This window comes from Ancylobacter sp. TW_SC_1, from assembly GCF_056836805.1.
This window is the reverse complement of sequence record NZ_CM166365.1, coordinates 1,915,570-1,929,923: the sequence shown is the minus strand read 5'-3', so window position 1 is coordinate 1,929,923 and position 14,354 is coordinate 1,915,570. Positions and strand designations below refer to the sequence as shown.

The 14,354-nt window shown below is 68.1% G+C and carries 15 protein-coding genes and 1 tRNA gene; 5 read left to right on the top strand and 11 right to left on the bottom strand.

The features are described from left to right. Positions 1–3: 3 nt before the first annotated feature. Entirely contained in the window at positions 4–873 is an 870-nt protein-coding gene (locus tag AC1PZ7_RS08875) for an ABC transporter permease (RefSeq protein ID WP_482359107.1), read from the top strand. A 2-nt stretch (positions 874–875) separates the two neighbouring features. After that, complete coding sequence (locus AC1PZ7_RS08870; RefSeq protein ID WP_482359106.1) at positions 876–1,739, top strand: ABC transporter permease; 864 nt, start codon at positions 876–878, stop codon at positions 1,737–1,739. A 443-nt stretch (positions 1,740–2,182) separates the two neighbouring features. Here the strand turns inward: AC1PZ7_RS08870 and AC1PZ7_RS08865 are convergent. Both AC1PZ7_RS08865 and AC1PZ7_RS08860 read right to left on the bottom strand, forming a co-directional pair. Next, a tRNA-Glu gene (locus AC1PZ7_RS08865) sits at positions 2,183–2,257 on the bottom strand. Positions 2,258–2,369: 112 nt separating this feature from the next. Next, positions 2,370–2,711: a hypothetical protein gene (locus AC1PZ7_RS08860; RefSeq protein WP_482359105.1), complete on the bottom strand. Its 342-nt coding sequence runs from the start codon at positions 2,709–2,711 to the stop codon at positions 2,370–2,372. On the opposite strand from AC1PZ7_RS08860, the gene AC1PZ7_RS08855 reads away from it, so the two are divergent. Both AC1PZ7_RS08855 and rpoH read left to right on the top strand, forming a co-directional pair. Further along, a complete protein-coding gene (locus tag AC1PZ7_RS08855) occupies positions 2,710–3,756 on the top strand; it encodes an RluA family pseudouridine synthase (protein ID WP_482359104.1) in 1,047 nt (348 codons plus the stop codon). The two genes, AC1PZ7_RS08860 and AC1PZ7_RS08855, sit on opposite strands and share 2 nt — an antisense overlap. A 155-nt stretch (positions 3,757–3,911) precedes the next feature. Next, positions 3,912–4,823, top strand: a complete 912-nt coding sequence (gene rpoH / locus AC1PZ7_RS08850; protein WP_482359103.1) for an RNA polymerase sigma factor RpoH — start codon at positions 3,912–3,914, stop codon at positions 4,821–4,823. A 75-nt stretch (positions 4,824–4,898) separates the two neighbouring features. On the opposite strand, the gene AC1PZ7_RS08845 is transcribed toward rpoH, so the two are convergent. From AC1PZ7_RS08845 to AC1PZ7_RS08805, 9 genes are all read right to left on the bottom strand, one after another. Beyond that, positions 4,899–5,351: a CBS domain-containing protein gene (locus tag AC1PZ7_RS08845; protein ID WP_482359102.1), complete on the bottom strand. Its 453-nt coding sequence runs from the start codon at positions 5,349–5,351 to the stop codon at positions 4,899–4,901. A gap of 198 nt (positions 5,352–5,549) precedes the next feature. Then, on the bottom strand, positions 5,550–6,947 hold the full coding sequence (locus AC1PZ7_RS08840) for an NAD(P)(+) transhydrogenase (Re/Si-specific) subunit beta (RefSeq protein WP_482356650.1): 1,398 nt from the start codon (positions 6,945–6,947) through the stop codon (positions 5,550–5,552). Between the two features lie 10 nt (positions 6,948–6,957). Continuing rightward, the gene (locus AC1PZ7_RS08835; protein WP_482359581.1) at positions 6,958–7,410 is read right to left on the bottom strand and encodes a proton-translocating transhydrogenase family protein; all 453 of its coding nucleotides are present in this window, start codon (positions 7,408–7,410) and stop codon (positions 6,958–6,960) included. A gap of 234 nt (positions 7,411–7,644) precedes the next feature. Then, positions 7,645–8,802 (bottom strand): Re/Si-specific NAD(P)(+) transhydrogenase subunit alpha, encoded by a 1,158-nt coding sequence (locus AC1PZ7_RS08830; RefSeq protein WP_482356651.1) that lies wholly within the window; start codon positions 8,800–8,802, stop codon positions 7,645–7,647. Positions 8,803–8,810: 8 nt separating this feature from the next. Beyond that, positions 8,811–9,104 carry an aa3-type cytochrome c oxidase subunit IV gene (locus AC1PZ7_RS08825; RefSeq protein WP_482359101.1) on the bottom strand — a complete coding sequence of 98 codons (294 nt, stop codon included), beginning with the start codon at positions 9,102–9,104 and terminating at the stop codon, positions 8,811–8,813. Positions 9,105–9,192: 88 nt separating this feature from the next. After that, positions 9,193–10,572 (bottom strand): ABC1 kinase family protein, encoded by a 1,380-nt coding sequence (locus AC1PZ7_RS08820; RefSeq protein ID WP_482359100.1) that lies wholly within the window; start codon positions 10,570–10,572, stop codon positions 9,193–9,195. A 72-nt stretch (positions 10,573–10,644) separates the two neighbouring features. Beyond that, positions 10,645–11,142, bottom strand: coding sequence for a DUF6790 family protein (locus tag AC1PZ7_RS08815; protein WP_482359099.1), 498 nt, complete (start codon positions 11,140–11,142; stop codon positions 10,645–10,647). A 30-nt stretch (positions 11,143–11,172) separates the two neighbouring features. Next, positions 11,173–12,114, bottom strand: coding sequence for a heme-dependent oxidative N-demethylase family protein (locus AC1PZ7_RS08810; RefSeq protein WP_482359098.1), 942 nt, complete (start codon positions 12,112–12,114; stop codon positions 11,173–11,175). Between the two features lie 241 nt (positions 12,115–12,355). Further along, positions 12,356–13,381 (bottom strand): MBL fold metallo-hydrolase, encoded by a 1,026-nt coding sequence (locus AC1PZ7_RS08805; protein ID WP_482359097.1) that lies wholly within the window; start codon positions 13,379–13,381, stop codon positions 12,356–12,358. 91 nt (positions 13,382–13,472) lie between these two features. Between AC1PZ7_RS08805 and AC1PZ7_RS08800 the strand changes: the two genes are divergently transcribed. Beyond that, complete coding sequence (locus AC1PZ7_RS08800) at positions 13,473–14,354, top strand: helix-turn-helix transcriptional regulator (protein ID WP_482359096.1); 882 nt, start codon at positions 13,473–13,475, stop codon at positions 14,352–14,354.

Here is a 14,354-nt window from a genome sequence, read left to right as displayed (position 1 = left end):
GCGATGCTGAGTTCCGATGCCCGGAAGCTGTCGCTGATCCTGCTGTTCACGCCTTTCGCCCTCTGGATGTTTCTCCTCATCATCCTGCCGCAGGTGGGGATCGGGGTCCTGTCGCTGCGCGAGAAGGCCGGTCCCGGCGACTACAGCTTCGGCTTCGGCAACTACGTCGACTTCCTGAGCGAGCCAATTTACTGGAACACCCTTCTGCGCACCGCCTGGATGTCGCTGGTCGTGACGGCCGCGTCGCTGATGGTCGGCTTTCCGGTCGCCTATTACATCGCGAAGATCGCGTCCCGCCGCTCGCGGGCGGCACTGTTCCTGATGTGCCTCATTCCGCTCTGGGTCAGCGATCTGGTCCGCGCGTTCGGCTGGATCGTCCTGCTACGCGAGACCGGCATCGTCTCCCAGATATTGCAGGCGCTCGGCCTGATCAGCGGCCCCCTGGAGCTGCTGTATAACGACGTCACCGTGACCTTCGGCCTCGTCTATACGGTGGTCCTGTTTATGATCGTGCCGCTGGTCTCGACGCTGGAAGGCATGGACAACGCTCTGATCGAGGCGGGCTACAATCTCGGCGGTTCGCGCTTTGTGGTATTCCGGCGCATTGTCGTGCCCTATGCCATGCCGGGCATCGTCGCCGGCTGCATCATCGTGTTCATGCTGGCGGCCGGCAGCTATCTGACGCCGATCCTGCTGGGCGGCAAGAATAGCATGTGGTTCACCGAGCAGATCTACGATCAGTTCGTCACCCGTTACAATTGGGAATCGGGAGCCACCTTCGGGGTTCTGCTGCTCGGCTTCACCTCGCTCGTCGTGTGGCTCGGCCTTCGGCTCACCGGCCAAAGCCTCGCCACCACCATCGCAAAGGACTGACGATGAATGTCGCGGCCCCCCAATCCGCTGCCCTGCGCTGGCTCTATCGTGGCTACATGGTCGTCTTCTTCGTCTACCTGGCTGCGCCTCTCGCCGCGGCCGGCATCTTCGCCTTCAACGATTCGCTGTTTCCCGCCCTGCCATGGAACGGCTTCACGCTGGACTGGTTCTTCGGAACGAGCGAGCCCAAGCTCGGCATGTTCCAGGACCGCCGGCTCATGCAGGGCTTGTGGAATTCCGTCTTCATCGGCCTTGCCGTCTCAGCGCTGGCGGTCGCCGCCGGCACCGCCAACGCCTTTCTGTTCGAGCGCAAGCACTTCCCCGGCAAGGAAGTTTTCTACATCTTGATGATTGCGCCACTCGTCATTCCCGGTGTCATCCTCGGCATTTCGTTGCTGGTATTTGCGAGCGCCATCGCCAACACGCTCTATGATCTGCTGGGTATCGACGTGGATGCGCTGCGGCCGGGCCTCGTGCTGGTCGTTCTCGGCCAGTTCTCGTTCATGACGACGATCACGTCGCTGGTGATCGCCGCGCGTCTGCGCAAGTTCGACATCGCGTTGGAAGAGGCCGGGCTGAACCTCGGCGCCTCCCGGCTGCGCATCCTCACCACGATCACGCTGCCCTATCTCGCGCCGGCGCTCTCGGCGGCGTTTGTCGTGGCCTTTCTCGTTTCCTTCGAGAATTTCAACACCACGCTGATGCTGGTCGGGTCGGACGCGCCGCTTACCATCGTCATGTATGACCGCATGGTAAAGGTGGGGTCGACGCCGGTGCTGAACGCGATTTCGGTCTTTCTGATGGTCGTGTCCGGCCTTCTGGCGCTCGCCAGCGTGGCGGTCCAGCGGAAAGACGATGCCGCCTAGCTGTCGAAGCGATGAAGGCTGTTCGTCCGTGCCGGGATGTGAGGCTGGTTTGCGAAGCCAACCAGCCCTGACCGGAGCGCCCGGATGCACAGATACTAGAATGAGCGGATGACCTTTGGCGCCGAATCCTTCTGGTGAAGCGGATCGTGGAGAGTGGCGGGCAGGTTGCGGCTGCGGCCAGCGGGATGTCGGCTTGGAAATGACAGCCAGCCGACGGGCAGGCCATCCTCACCGAACGCGAAAGGATCAAGCGCCAGACCATCCAGCAGAGACGCTTGCAGCATCAACTGCAGGCCGCATAACCTCAAACCCAGATGAGCCAGAACCTCCCTTCCCGAGGCACCGAGACAGTCTCAAATCATCTGGCGACGGACAGCCAATGGGTCGTTGCTTTGCGACGTCGGCCTATTTGTTGGGTACGGTAGCGTGCCCTAGCGAGAATTTGGCGCGCCCACGGGGAATCGAACCCCGGTTTTCGCCGTGAGAGGGCGACGTCCTGACCGCTAGACGATGGGCGCATCTAGGCAGGCCGGTCTCTTAGAGCGATTTGGCAGTCGGATCAAGACCTGCCGCCGCTCATCCCGTTGGAATTTGTCCCCGCGCCCCCATCTTATATCGGCGGCCACGCGGTCACGGCTCGCTGGCAAAGCCGAGAACGCCGCGCGGTGCACGGGTGGCAAGGTCGAAGAAGCGGGTCTCGACGATGCCGCCGCGTTCCAGCGTCACCGCGATCAGATCGCCGGAGACGACCGCGGAGCGCACATTCGCCCCCTTGGGAAGCTGGATGGTGCCGGCGATCTCGGCGGGCGCGCTTTTCCTGCCGCTCATGAGCTTGTATCCGATTGCACCGAACACGGCGAGAAAGCCGAGAAGCATGATAAGGCCAGAGAAGGCCGCGAAGCGGCGCATCTTGTGCAGCACGCGCTCGGCGGCCGGATCGAGCTTGTCGTCATCTGAATCAGGAGAAGTCATGCCGGCACCGGACGAGCTGAATGAGGATATGGACGATGTCGCGCCCGAGGCGGCCGCGATGCGCGTCGATATCATCGCCGGGCCGGAGGATGAAGGGCTTCGGCTCGATCGCGTGCTGGCGCGCCATCTGCCGGACCTCAGCCGGACCCGCCTGCAGGCGCTGATCGCCGACGGCAAGGTGCTGCGCGCGGACCGGCCGGCCACCAGCGGCTCGGCCAAGGTGAGCCCCGGCGAAAGCTTCCGCATCGAGGTCCCTGCCCCGGAATCGGCGATTCCGGTGCCGCAAGAGATTCCGCTCGTCATCGTTCATGAGGACGAGCACCTCATCGTCATCGACAAGCCCGCCGGCCTCGTCGTCCATCCCGCGCCGGGCAATCCCGACGGCACGCTGGTCAATGCCCTGCTGCATCATTGCGGCGCGAGCCTCTCGGGCATCGGCGGCGTGCGGCGTCCCGGCATCGTCCATCGGCTCGACAAGGACACCTCCGGCCTCATGGTCGTCGCCAAGAACGACAGGGCCCATAAGAGGCTCGCCGCCCAGTTTGCCGACCACGGCCGCACCGGCCCGCTGGAGCGGGCCTATCTGGCCTTTGTCTGGGGCGTTCCGGAACTGCCCACCGGCACGGTGGACGCTCCCCTCGCCCGCCACCCGGTGTCGCGCGAGCGCATTGCCGTGCGCACCAGCGGGCGCTTCGCCATCACCCATTGGCAGCGCCTCGAAGCCTATGAGGACCTGCAGGGGCGCCCCGTGGCCGCGCTCGTCGAGTGCCAGCTGGAGACCGGCCGCACCCACCAGATCCGCGTCCACATGGCCCATATCAGCCATCCCCTGCTGGGCGACGCGGTCTATGGCGGCGGTCAGCGCACCCGCGCCAACCGGCTCGGCGAAAAGACCCGCGAGGCGCTGGAGGCGCTCGGCCGGCAGGCCCTGCACGCGGCGCGGCTCGGCTTCGAGCACCCGGCGACGGGCGAATTCATGCTGTTCGAAAGCGAACTGCCCGACGACCTCGTCCGTCTCGCCGCGGCACTCGCGGCGGCCGCCTGAGCGCGAGCACGCCCGCTCAACGCTTCGTGACCCCACAACGCCTTGCGCTTTCGCAAAAGGAGCGCCTTCCTGCTATTATAGAGTGGCGGTCGGCTGAAGGCGGCCGCAAACCGGTCGCCCAATCAAGGGGACCGAAAGAAGAGGAGGGTGCAGTCATGGCCCGTTCCGCAATGAGCCTACCGTCCGCCGAGGGCGGCCTCAGCCGCTATCTCGCCGAAATCCGCCGGTTCCCGATGTTGGAGCCGCAGGAAGAATACATGCTCGCCAAGCGCTGGCGCGAGCATGAGGACCCCGACGCCGCACACCGGCTCGTCACCAGCCATCTGCGCCTCGTGGCCAAGATCGCCATGGGCTATCGCGGCTATGGCCTGCCGATCTCCGAAGTCATCTCGGAAGGCAATGTCGGCCTCATGCAGGCGGTGAAGCGCTTCGAGCCCGACAAGGGTTTCCGCCTCGCGACCTATGCCATGTGGTGGATCAAGGCCTCGATCCAGGAGTACATCCTGCGCTCGTGGAGCCTGGTGAAGATGGGCACCACGGCGGCGCAGAAGAAGCTGTTCTTCAACCTGCGCAAGGCCAAGAGCCAGATCTCCGCGCTGGAGGAAGGCGACCTTCGTCCCGATCAGGTGCAGCAGATCGCCACCAAGCTCGGCGTCACCGAGCAGGACGTCATCGACATGAACCGCCGTCTCGGCGGCGACGCCTCGCTCAACGCGCCGCTGCGCGGCGATGTCGACGGCGGCGGCGAGTGGCAGGACTGGCTCGCCGACGATCGCGAGAGCCAGGAGGCAACGCTCGTCGAGGTCGAGGAGATGGACAACCGGCGCAATGCGCTCTCGGGGGCGCTGTCCGTGCTCAACGAGCGTGAGCGCCGCATCTTCGAGGCCCGCCGCCTGGCGGAGAACCCGATGACGCTGGAGGACCTTGCCTCCGAGTTCGGCGTGTCACGCGAGCGCGTGCGCCAGATCGAGGTCCGCGCCTTCGAGAAGGTGCAGAAGGCGGTGATCGACCGCGTCCACCAGATGGAGACGGCGCCGATGCGCCAGGAAGCCTCGCCCGCCCTGTGAGGACGGGCCGCCGCTCCCGATGACCGGATATGGAAGGGCGCCCGCGGCAAGGGCGCCCTTTTTCCTGCTTCCGGATCAGGCCGGCAGCGGGTGCCCCGCCGTCGGCGCGATCCCGGTGCTGAACTCGGTGGCCCGACGCACGTCGTGGGCGAGCACATCGCGGATGCTGAGCACGCCGACGAGCTGGTGCTCCTCCAGCACCGGAAGGTGCCGCACATGATGTTCGTCCATCATCGCGCGCACATGGTCGATCGTGTCGTCCATGCTGCAGGAGATCATGTTGCGCGACATCAGGTCGCCGACGGTGAGCCGCAGCGCGGCCGCGCCGCGATCGGCGACGGCGCGCACCACGTCGCGCTCGGAGAAGATGCCGACGACGGTGTCGCCCTCCGAGCCGCAGGCGTCCTTCACCACCACGGCGCCGATGCGCTCGCGATTGAGCAGGGTCGCCGCCATTTCGACATTTTCCGACATGCGGATCGTCGGCACGCGGGCACTTTTGAGCTTCATGAGATCGGCGACAAGCATGGCGTATCCCTCGGTCGTTGAGCCTAGGCCGTCACACGCACTTATTCTTTTGTCTAAGTCTGGTATGCAATACACAAACCGTCAATGAAAAGTGTCGCCGCACTGCAGCATTGCGAAGGCACCGGACAGCAAAAAGGCCGGGCGCGAGCCCGGCCTTTTGCTTGATCGACGGCGAGGCGGACGGCACCGCCCGACGCCTCAGAGGTTTTTGACGATGTCCTCGACCATTTTCTTTGCGTCGGCGAAGAGCATCATGGTGTTGTCGCGGAAGAACAGCTCGTTCTCGACGCCGGCATAGCCGGCGGCCATGCCGCGCTTGATGAACAGCACGGTCTTGGCCTTCTCCACGTCGAGGATCGGCATGCCGTAGATCGCCGACGTCGGGTCGGTCTTGGCCGCCGGGTTGGTCACGTCGTTGGCGCCGATCACGAAGGCCACGTCGGCTTGAGCGAACTCCGAGTTGATGTCCTCCAGCTCGAACACCTCGTCATAGGGAACATTGGCTTCCGCCAGCAGCACGTTCATGTGCCCGGGCATGCGCCCCGCCACCGGGTGGATGGCGTATTTCACCTCGACGCCCTCCTCCTTCAGACGGTCCGCCATCTCGCGCAGCGCGTGCTGCGCCTGCGCCACCGCCATGCCGTAGCCCGGCACGATGATCACCTTCGACGCGTTCTTCATGATGAACGCCGCGTCCTCGGCCGAGCCCTGCTTCACCGGCCGGCTCTCCACCGCGCCCGCCGGACCCGCCGCTGCGTCGCCGCCGAAGCCGCCCAGGATCACCGACACGAAGCTCCGGTTCATCCCCTTGCACATGATGTAGCTCAGGATCGCGCCCGAGGAGCCCACCAGCGCACCGGTGATGATCAGCGCCGTGTTGCCCAGCGTGAAGCCGATGCCCGCCGCCGCCCAGCCCGAATACGAGTTCAGCATCGACACCACCACCGGCATGTCGGCGCCGCCGATCGGGATGATCAGCAGCCCGCCGAACACCAGGCTGGCCAGCACGATCAGCCAGAACACCGTGTGGCTCTCGGTCAGCGTCAGCACCACCACCAGAACCACGATGGCCAGCGCCAGCGCGATGTTGATGACGTGGCGCGCCGGCAGCAGGATCGGCTTGCCCGACATGTTGCCGTTCAGCTTGGCGAAGGCGATCACCGAACCTGTGAAGGTGATGGCGCCGATCGCCACGCCGAGGCTCATCTCGATCAGTGCCTGCGCGTGGATATGGCCGGGATCGCCGATGCCGAACGCCGCCGGCGCGTACAGCGCCGCCGCCGCCACCATCACCGCCGACAGGCCGACCAGCGAGTGGAACGCCGCCACCAGTTGCGGCATCTGCGTCATCGCGATCTTGCGCGCGATCACCGCCCCGGCGCCGCCGCCGATGATGAGCCCGCCGAGCACCAGCGCCCAGCCGCCCAGACCCGCCGGCGGCGAGGAGGCCAGCGTCGTGGCGATGGCGATCGCCATGCCCACCATGCCGAACAGATTGCCCTGGCGGGACGTCACCGGGCTCGACAGCCCGCGCAGCGCCAGGATGAACAGGACCCCCGAGACGAGGTAGAGGAGCGCGACCAGATTGGCGTTCATCGGGGCGCCCTCACTTCTTCTTCGAGTACATGGCGAGCATCCGGCTGGTCACCAGGAACCCGCCGAAGATGTTCACCGACGCCAGCACCAGGCCGACAAAGCCGAAGCCCCGCGCCCATTCCGTGCCGTCCGCCACCGTGTCCACGCCCACCGCCAGCAGCGCCCCCACCACGATCACCGAGGAGATCGCGTTGGTCACGCTCATCAACGGCGTGTGCAGCGCCGGCGTCACCGACCACACCACGTAGTAGCCCACGCACACCGCCAGCACGAAGATGGCGAGGCGGAACACGAACGGGTCGATCGCCCCGCCCGTCAGCGCATGCGCCGCCGTGCCCGCCACATCGCCCGCGATCTCCGCATAGCTCTGCGCCGCGGCATCCGCATAGGCCCGCGCCGCCTCGGCGGCCTGGCGCGCCACTTCCGCCGCCATGCGCGCGCCTTCCGCCGCGTTCTGCGCCATCGCGTCCCCGCTCGGCGCGTTCTGGGCGAGTATCACGCCCCCTGCCGGATTGGCCATTTCCTCAATTCCCTTTGGATCTCGAAGGTCGCCCGAGGCAACCCATGGGCTTGCTGTTTCCTGAACCGCATGGCGAGAACGTCATCCCGGCCGGCGCCAAGGCGCAGAGCCGGGAGCGTCGCCTGAGTGGCACGCGCTCCCGCAGCGGCCTGCCGCCGTCCGGGAGGACGGCGCTCCTCAAGCCGCCGGCGAAACCTCCGAAGCCGGCGCGAACCCCGGATGCACCACCGCGCCGTCCCTGGTCAGCAGCGTCGCCTTCACCAGCTCGTCGTCCCACTTCACCGCGAGGCTCTTCGTGCCCTTGTCCACCAGCGTCTCGACGAAGGCGTACAGGTTCTTGGCGTAGAGCTGCGACGCCGTCGCCGCCAGCCGCCCCGGAACGTTCAGGTGCCCGACGATCTTCACGCCATTGGCCGTCGTCGCCACCTCGCCGGGGACCGCCCCTTCGACATTGCCGCCGCGCTCCACCGCCAGGTCGATGATGACCGAGCCCGGCTTCATCGACGCCACCATCTCGCCCGACACCAGCTTCGGCGCCGCACGCCCGGGGATCAGCGCCGTGGTGATCACGATGTCCTGCTTGGCGATGTGGCTCGCCACCAGCGCCGCCTGCTTCTGCTGATACTCGCCCGACATCGCCTTGGCGTAGCCGCCCGACGTCTCCGCCTGCTTGAACTCCTCGTCCTCCACCGCGATGAACTTGGCGCCCAGGCTCTCCACCTGCTCCTTCGCCGCCGGGCGCACATCGGTCGCCGACACCACCGCGCCCAGACGCCGCGCCGTGGCGATCGCCTGCAGCCCCGCAACGCCCGCGCCCATCACGAACACCCGCGCCGCCGGAACCGTGCCCGCCGCCGTCATCATCATCGGAAACGCCCGGCCGAACTCCGCGCTCGCGTCGATCACCGCCCGGTAGCCCGCCAGGTTCGCCTGGCTGGACAGCACGTCCATCACCTGCGCCCGGGTGATGCGCGGCATCAGCTCCATCGCGAAGGCCGACACCCCCGCCTTGGCCAGCGCCTCGAGCTCCTTCTCATGCCCGTGCGGGTCCATGATCGCGATCACCAGCGCCCCGGGGTTCGCCCCCTTCAGCGCCGCCGCCGCCGGACGGCGCACGCACAGCACGATGTCCGCCCCCGCGACCGCCGCGGCGTTGTCCGCCACCACCCGCGCGCCCGCACCCTCATACTCCCCGTCGCCAATCCCAGAGGCCACACCAGCCCCCGACGACACGACAACCTCAGCTCCCAATCCGACATAACGACGAACCGTATCCGCAGACGCGGAAACCCGTGGCTCAAAGGCAGAGCTCTCGCTGACAATCGATATGCGCATGGCTGGTCTCAGGAAGTGAGGATCAGGGCAAGGACGAGGACGCCGAGCAGGCCGAACAGCAGCTTGGGCTTGCCGTCATCCGAGGCCAGGCCGATGGCGGCCACGGCGATCGAGGCGAGCGTGCCGAGGGTGAAGATACCCCAATGGCCATTGGCGCCGCCAATGGCGAACGACACCATGAAGCAGGCAAGCGCCACCGTGCCGACGAGCGTCAGCTTGATGAAGAACTGGTACGTGCCCTTGTGCTCGGCATAGTCGTTGCCGTCCGCCGTGGCGTATTCGGGCGCTCCGTGATCGGCCATGTCGACCCCCTCCCAAAGAATAATAATCGCGTGAATATTCGCTTTAGCGGAAGACGCCCGCTCCGGCAACGGCGGGTATCCCTGCCGCTCAGCGGAGTCCGGCCTCGCCGAGCGCGGCGCCTTGACGCGCCGCCACCCTCTCCACCGAGAAATCGGCGATCGCCTGCTCGAACAGGGCGTGGAAGTTCAGCTCCGCCTTTAGATGCAGGAACACCCCGCCGAGACCGATGGCGGCGCGGTCCATGAAGACGAATTCGCGCGGCACCCGTACCGGACCCTTCTCCTTGAGCGCGCGGTGCACGGTGAAGGCCTCGCGCCGTCCATATTCGCCCGGCGCCACGCCGTCGGCGATGCTGCGCACCCGGTCGTCGAGCAGCGGGCCGTAGATGAAGCGGGCCCAGATGTTGAGCACGTCGATCAGGTCGCGCCTGAGGTCGCGGAAGCCCCAGGTCTCGTAGGCGTGGACCACGCGCGCCTCATCGCCCGTCTGCAGGCCGCGATAGAGATCGACGACCCCGCCGACGAAACTCGGCGGGAAGATGCGGATGCAGCCATAGTCGAGCAGGTTGATGCCGGCGGCGGCGCCATCCTCCTCGAAGACGGTGTAGTTGCCCAGATGCGGGTCGCCATGGATGACGCCGAAGCGTGAGAAGGGCAGCCACCAGGCGGCGAACATGGCGCGGGCGATGCGGTTGCGCACCTCGAGCGGCTCGCCGACATAGTCGAGCAGCCGGCGGCCCTCCAGCCAGTCGAGGGTGAGCAACCGGCCGGTGGACAGCGCGGCATGGATGCGCGGCACCCGCACTGCCGGCTCGTCCGCCAGCATCGCGGCATAGAGCGCGGCATGGGCGGCTTCGCGGCGGTAGTCCAGCTCCTCGCGCACCCGCTCGCCGATTTCCTCTGCAATATCAGTGGTATCGATGGCCGGCTCCATGCGTCGATGGATGGCTAGGAGGACGCTTAGCTGCTTGAGGTCGGCCTCCACTGCCGACTGCATGTCGGGATATTGCAGCTTCACCGCGAGTTCGGTGCCGTCGAGGGCGCGGGCGCGGTGCACCTGGCCGAGCGAGGCGGCGGCGGCCGGCTCCTTGTCGAAGGAGGCGAAGCGGGCCGTCCAATCCGGCCCAAGCTCAGCCATCATGCGGCGTTTGACGAAGGCCCAGCCCATGGGCGGCGCCTGGTTCTGCAGCGTGGCGAGCTCGGCGGCATATTCGGGCGGCAGCGCGTCGGGAATGGTCGCCATCAGCTGCGCGACCTTCATGATCGGCCCCTTCAGGCCGCCGAGAGCCGCTGCAAGCGCTGCTGCATTGCCCTGCTGCTGATCCATCCCGAACAGCCGCGTGCCGGCGATGCGCGCCGCCACGCCGCCGACCCGGGTGCCGACGCGGGCATAGCGCATGGCCCGGGCGGAGAGCCGGTTGGCCTCGCGGTCGGGCGGGCCGGAATCGGGATTGTCGGAATCGGTCAAGACGGCCTCGGCGTTGCCTGTCAGTTAGCGCGCGCCGGCCGGCACGCAACCTCTCGCCCGCAGGCGCGGCGATCACGTTGCCGGTACGCGCAGGAACAGGCGCTGGATCAGCAGGAGACCGAGCACGGCGAGCGGGGTGAGGAAGTCGGTGTAGAAGATCGGCCCGGCATTGCCGGCGGCGAGGTTTCCCGTCTCCTCGATCTGGACCGCATGGCCGACGCCGGCGCCCCCGAGGAAGCCGAGCGCCACGACGCCCACCGCCGCCCGGTAGCCGGGCGAGCCGAAGAACGCGCCGATCAGCCCGGCAAGGCCGATGCCGAGATTGGCCATGCCGACCTCGAACTGGAACGGGCTCGGCGCCCAGCCGATCGAGGCCGCCGCCTGATCGGCAAAGAAGACGTGCCCCATGAACGCCCACAACCCCATGAGGCCGACGGGAAAGGCGAGAATGTACCGCAGCAGCTGGTCGACGATCCCCCGTGGGGTGATCGGGCGTGGCCCGCGCAGCACCATCACGATGGCGACGACGAGCGCGGCGGCCCACGCGATCAACGGAACCCAGAAAACCACCGGCACCTCCCCCACGACATTCCGGCCACTCTATTCGCCGGCGGCGATACGCTCCAGCACGGAAGCGATGGCGTCGCGGTGCTCGGTCAGCGCCTTGTAGGCGAGCTGCTCCGGATCCAGGCCGAGGATCTGCTCGCGCAGCGAGGCGGCGAGCGCCTTGCCCTCGGGGTGGCGGCGGAAGGCGCTGAACGGATCGACATGGATGCGCAGGGAGAACAGCATGTCGCCGCTCACCGGCATGCGCCGCAGCACCTGGCGCTCGACGCGCACGAAGGCCTCCGGCGCGAGGTTAGCGGGGTCCTCGAACCAGTGCCGCGGGCGCTCCTTGGATTCGGGATGATGCAGCTCGTCGTCCGGGTAGATCGACCAGTTCACCCGCCAGACCGGCTGTTCCACCTTCAGGTTCTCGAAGATGCGGTTCATCACCTTGGCGAGCTTGGAGGGATAGCCCGGCACCGCCTCGTGCAGCCGGTCGAGCGACTGGCCGAATTTTTCCGCCAGCGACCACGCGGAGGGGAAGCAGAGCACGGCGGCGACGAGGCGATAGCCCTCCTCGCCGCGGGTCAGGATGACCAGGTCGTCGGAGACGAGATGGCCGGCGACGACCAGCGGCGCCTCGCTCTCGTCATCGAGGTCGAAGCTGCGGCCAGTCGGCACGACGGTGAGGCGCCGCCCCTCCAGCCGGTAGAGATCGGGATAGCGCACGGTGACATGGGCAACGATCAGCTCGAGCGCCTCGCGCTGGGCCGCGCGCGTGCCCGGCTCCTCGCGCACCACCAGATCGCGCTTGTCGCGGATCAGCGCCTCGCGCTCGGCGAGCGTGGCGGCGAGCTTGGGGTCCGGTTCGATCCAGTGGTCGAGATCGAGCGGTGCGAGGCCGACGGAGAACGCCTTGCGCGAGCCGTCATAGGGCGTGTGGGCGAAGGGATCGGCGGCGGCAGCGGGGATGGCAGACGGGGGGGAGACGTTCATCGGATCACGCTCGGCTGGAAGGCGCGGGCAAAGGGCCCGAGCCTCGCCAGCTTAGAACGCGTGCAACCTCCCCGTCAGCCCAACTTTTCGCCAGTACCGCTGTCGCGATCCGCCACGGCGGTCTTCCATTGCCCCGTCGTCGCCGTCCGCAGGCGCGGCCGGAGGGCCGCGATCGACGTGCGATGATCGGCACGCGATCCCGGAGCGGCCGCCGGCCGTCCGGGGGACGGCATCGGGCGGGCTAGAAATCGAGCTGGTAGCTGACAGGCAGCCAGCGATAGCCGTCGCCGCGCCGCTCGACATAGCCGACCGACGGGAAGGAGGTGTGGTAGGCCGCGACGGCGACGCGGTCGGTCGCGACCATGTCGTAGATCTTCCGGCGGGTGGCGGCGCCGGTCTCCTTGTCCTGGTCGAACAGGGCGTGCCAGTCCGGGCGCGCCAGCGAGGCGACCTCGTGATGGGCGCAGTCGCCCCAGACCAGCAGCCGCCGGCCCTCGCTCTCGACATGGAAGGCGAGATGGCCCGGCGTGTGGCCATGGGCCTCGACCGCGCGGATGCCCGGCAGCACCTCGCCATCGGTGGCGACGAAGCTCGTGCGGTCGGCGAGCGGCAGGACATGCGAACGGAACATCACGCCGGAGCGGTACTCGTTGCTCTCCTTCGGCGCGGCGAGCGGGCGGTCGCTTTTCCAGAAGTCGAACTCCGTCGCGCCGATGACGTAGCGCGCCTTGGGGAAGGCCGGCTTGCCGCCGGTGATCAATCCGCCGACATGGTCGGGATGGGCATGGGTCAGCACCACCACGTCCACCTGATCGGGCGTATAGCCGGCGGCTTCGAGCGAGCCGACCAGCCAGCCGCCGGCGGGCGGCGGCACGAAGCCCTGCTCGCCATTGCCCGCATCGAACAGCACCAGTTCCCGGCCGGTATTGACGAGGGTCGGCGAGAAGCCGGGGCGGAAGCGCTTCTCGGGCAGGAGGTTGGCCTGCATGAGCGCCTCGACCTCGGTGGCCGGACGGTTCTCGCCGACGATCGGCCACGGCCCGTCGATCATCGCGCTGGCGTCGAGCAGGCTCGTGACCTCGAAGGCCCCGAGGCGGAAACGCTGGAAATTCTGCGGCGAGGGGCCGAGCGCGGGAGCGGCGGCAAAGGCGGGCGCGCTCCTCAGCAGGGCCGGCGCGGCGAGCAGACCGGCGGCGGCGGCCAGCGCCTGACGGCGGGAGAGCCAATGGGCCGGGCGCGGATGACGGGGACGGGTGACGGACGGCATGGCGGTCTCCTCCGGGGACCCGCTTCGCGGCGGGCCTCTTTCATGTTCAACTGGGTGCCCTGTCGCGAGCGCACCTCCGAGGAGGCTAGCCATGGCCCCGCCGGGCCGCTTGTACGAACGTGCGCCGGGCGCGCCGCTGTACGAACCTGCGCCGAGCGCCCCTCCCCGCGCGCCGGGCGCCGTCGCTCTGGGCCCGCTCTGGCATCTCGACGCCCGCCGGACCTGCTTCATCGGCCCGCTGACCTACAACGCGCCGCACCAGCACGGCGCGCCGGTCTTCCTCGCGGGTCTCTATGAGAGCTTTCGCCTGCGCCTCGCCGGCGGCCCCTGGCGGACCTGCCGCACCGCGATGATCCCGGCCGGCGTGGTGCATGAGCTCGACATCGGCGGCAACCCGATCGCCGTGCTCTATATCGAGCCGACGCTGGAAGGCGCCGGCACGCTCGCCGCCCTCACCACCTCGGCCGACGAGGTCGACGGCGCGCTGGTCGGCACGGGCGGGGAGATCGGGCTGATGCGGCAGCTCTGGGAGGACGCCCGCAGCGTCGCCTGGGCCGGGGCGGCGCTCGACGACCTGCTGGGCGTCGCCGCGCCACGGGCACGACGGGCCATGGACCCGCGGATCGCGCGGACGCTCGCGCTGCTGGAGGCGACGCCGGACGACGCCCCCGGCGGCGTCGCCGCCGCCTGTGTCGCGGCCGGGCTGTCGCCGCACCATTTCCAGCATCTGTTCACGCGCGAGGTCGGCGTGCCCTATCGGCGCTACCGCGCCTGGACGCGCATGCGCGCGGCCATCGCCGCGGTGGCGGGGGGCAGCAACCTCACCCACGCCGCGCACGCCGCCGGCTTCTGCGACCAGGCGCACTTCACGCACGACTTCCGCCGCACCTTCGGCGCGCCGCCGTCCTGGAGCCTGCAGGGCGTGAGGATGTCGGGCGATCCGGCGCGCCGGCGGACCGGCGCGCCGCTCTAG

Excerpts from the sequence above, each read along its gene's own strand:
- AC1PZ7_RS08875 (WP_482359107.1), top strand. The coding sequence starts at position 4 with ATGCTGAGTTCCGATGCCCGGAAGCTGTCGCTGATCCTGCTGTTCACG.
- AC1PZ7_RS08870 (WP_482359106.1), top strand. The coding sequence starts at position 876 with ATGAATGTCGCGGCCCCCCAATCCGCTGCCCTGCGCTGGCTCTATCGT.
- AC1PZ7_RS08855 (WP_482359104.1), top strand. The coding sequence starts at position 2,710 with ATGCCGGCACCGGACGAGCTGAATGAGGATATGGACGATGTCGCGCCC.
- AC1PZ7_RS08860 (WP_482359105.1), bottom strand. The coding sequence starts at position 2,711 with ATGACTTCTCCTGATTCAGATGACGACAAGCTCGATCCGGCCGCCGAG.
- rpoH (WP_482359103.1), top strand. The coding sequence starts at position 3,912 with ATGGCCCGTTCCGCAATGAGCCTACCGTCCGCCGAGGGCGGCCTCAGC.
- AC1PZ7_RS08845 (WP_482359102.1), bottom strand. The coding sequence starts at position 5,351 with ATGCTTGTCGCCGATCTCATGAAGCTCAAAAGTGCCCGCGTGCCGACG.
- AC1PZ7_RS08840 (WP_482356650.1), bottom strand. The coding sequence starts at position 6,947 with ATGAACGCCAATCTGGTCGCGCTCCTCTACCTCGTCTCGGGGGTCCTG.
- AC1PZ7_RS08835 (WP_482359581.1), bottom strand. The coding sequence starts at position 7,410 with ATGGCGCAGAACGCGGCGGAAGGCGCGCGCATGGCGGCGGAAGTGGCG.
- AC1PZ7_RS08830 (WP_482356651.1), bottom strand. The coding sequence starts at position 8,802 with ATGCGCATATCGATTGTCAGCGAGAGCTCTGCCTTTGAGCCACGGGTT.
- AC1PZ7_RS08825 (WP_482359101.1), bottom strand. The coding sequence starts at position 9,104 with ATGGCCGATCACGGAGCGCCCGAATACGCCACGGCGGACGGCAACGAC.
- AC1PZ7_RS08810 (WP_482359098.1), bottom strand. The coding sequence starts at position 12,114 with ATGAACGTCTCCCCCCCGTCTGCCATCCCCGCTGCCGCCGCCGATCCC.
- AC1PZ7_RS08805 (WP_482359097.1), bottom strand. The coding sequence starts at position 13,381 with ATGCCGTCCGTCACCCGTCCCCGTCATCCGCGCCCGGCCCATTGGCTC.
- AC1PZ7_RS08800 (WP_482359096.1), top strand. The coding sequence starts at position 13,473 with ATGGCCCCGCCGGGCCGCTTGTACGAACGTGCGCCGGGCGCGCCGCTG.